This is a genomic window from Rhizobacter sp. P3_B12 (assembly GCF_056402895.1).
The window spans coordinates 1-2,161 of record NZ_JBFUGN010001016.1 but is presented as its reverse complement, the minus strand read 5'-3'; the positions used below and the strand labels follow the sequence as shown (position 1 = coordinate 2,161).

At 68.9% G+C, this 2,161-nt stretch carries 2 protein-coding genes and 1 pseudogene; 2 read left to right on the top strand and 1 reads right to left on the bottom strand.

What is annotated here, in order from left to right:
- A pseudogene (locus AC1D01_RS31425) lies at positions 1 to 455 on the top strand (hypothetical protein); the annotation flags it as partial.
- Complete coding sequence (locus tag AC1D01_RS31420; protein ID WP_477873438.1) at positions 385 to 789, top strand: hypothetical protein; 405 nt, start codon at positions 385 to 387, stop codon at positions 787 to 789. The pseudogene AC1D01_RS31425 and the gene AC1D01_RS31420, both read left to right, overlap by 71 nt.
- Here AC1D01_RS31420 and garD read toward each other — a convergent pair.
- A partial coding sequence (gene garD, locus AC1D01_RS31415; RefSeq protein ID WP_477873437.1) for a galactarate dehydratase occupies positions 747 to 2,161 on the bottom strand: 1,415 nt, incomplete at its 5' end. The two genes, AC1D01_RS31420 and garD, sit on opposite strands and share 43 nt — an antisense overlap.

Genomic DNA, 2,161 nt, shown 5'->3' with positions numbered 1-2,161 from the left:
GCACCGGGCCGCAAAGCACGGTGGTCTTCGTGTACGACCAGGCGGGCCATCTGCTGGGCGAGTACGACCAGAACGGGGCCGCGCTGCGGGAATACGTGTGGCTGCGCGACACGCCGATGGCGATGTTCACGCCCGACCCGGCGAACCCATCAGGCGAGCCGCTGGTGTACTTCATCCACACCGATCACCTGAACACGCCGCGCGTGGTGGTGGACCGCCAGAACCGGGTGCGCTGGCGCTGGCTGGCGGAGCCCTTCGGCACGAGCGCGCCGGAGACCGACCCGAGCGGGCTCGGGGTTTTTCCTCAGAATCAGGTTTCTGCATATTTTCTGCATCATTCGTCCAGACACTCGACCCTCTCCACCACCACCAGGGAGCTGATCGATGTCACCGAACGAACGACCCGACCCGGAGCGCCGCGGACCCTCCGGGCTGACGACACTGGAACTGGCTGAACTGCTCCCGCCGCTGGAGCCGCTCCCGCTTCCGCCGCGTGAAGTGATGTACCCACCGCCGACGCTGTGGCGCGTCGTTTCCCGGCTGCTGTTCTGCATCGCCGTCGGCGTCCTCTCGGTGATGCACGTCGGCCTCTTCATGACGCGTACCGAAGAACCCGCCGGCACGCTCCGCTGCGTGGACATCATTCGCAACGCCGTCTTCTTCGCCGTCATTGCGCTGCTCTGCGCGGTAGCCGGCGCCGCGCTGCTGTCGAGGCTGAAGCGGTTGCTGCGCAACCGCCGCGTCGTTCAGGTCACCGGAGCCGGGTTGAACAGAACCAGCGCGTTGTGAAGCTTCCAGCGTTCCGCCCAGGTCTTCGTGCGGCCGCTCGCCACCTCGAGCATCAGGTGGAACAGTTCCCAGCCCACGTCTTCGATCGTCGCGTCGCCGTCGGCGATGCGGCCGGCGTTCACATCCATCAGGTCATGCCAGCGCCGCGCCAGGTCGCTGCGCGTCGCCACCTTGATCACCGGGCACTCGGCCAGCCCGTACGGCGTGCCTCGGCCCGTCGTGAAGATGTGCAGGTTCATGCCGGCCGCCAGCTGCAGCGTGCCGCAGATGAAATCGCTGGCCGGCGTGGCCACGTAGGTGAGGCCCTTGGTCGCGAGCTTCTCGCCCGGTGACAGCACGCCGGTGATCGGCGCACTGCCGCTCTTGACGATCGAGCCCATCGCCTTCTCGACGATGTTCGACAGCCCACCCTTCTTGTTGCCCGGCGTGGTGTTCGCGCTGCGGTCGACGCGGCCTTTCTGCAGGTAGGCGTCGTACCAGGCCATCTCGCGCACCATCGCCTCGGCGATCTCGGTCGTCGCGGCGCGCGCGGTGAGCTGCGCGATGCCGTCGCGCACCTCGGTGGTCTCCGAGAACATCACGCTGGCACCGGCGCGCACCAGCAGGTCGGTCGCGAAGCCGACCGCCGGGTTCGCGGTGACGCCGCTGAACGCATCGCTGCCGCCGCACTGCACGCCCACCACCAGGTCGCTGGCCGGGCAGGTCTCGCGGCGGCGGCGGTTCAGCCGCTCGAGGTGCGTGCGCGCCGTTGTCATGATCGAATCGATCATCGACATGAAGCCGACGTGTGCCTCCGCCTGCAGGCACACGACATCGAGCGCCTCGGGTGTCGTCGAGTCCCCACCCCGTTCGTCGCGGATCGCGATCGTGCCCGGCGGCAGCAGCCGCTCGGGCTGCAGCTTCTCGCAGCCCAGGCTCACCACCATCACCTCGCCGCCGAAGTTCGGGTTCAGGCTGATGTTGCGCAGCGTGCGGATCGGAATGATGGCGTCGGGCGCGTCGATCGCGACGCCGCAGCCGTAGGTGTGCTCCAGCCCGACCACGTCGTCGACGTTCGGGTAGCGCGGCAGCAGTTCGGCCTTGATGCGCTGCACCGCGAAATCGACGACGCCGGCCACGCATTGCACCGTCGTCGTGATCGCGAGGATGTTGCGCGTGCCCACCGAGCCGTCGGCGTTGCGGAAGCCCTCGACGGTGTGGCCCGCGAGCGCCGGCAACGGCGGCGCCGCGCGCGTGGCCATCGGCAGGCCGGACAGCTCGCGCGCCGCGGGCATCTGCAGCAGCCGGTCGTGCACCCAGCTGCCGGCCGGGATGTCCTTGGCCGCGAGACCGATGCTCACGGGGTTGGCCGCGAGACCGATGCTCACGGGGT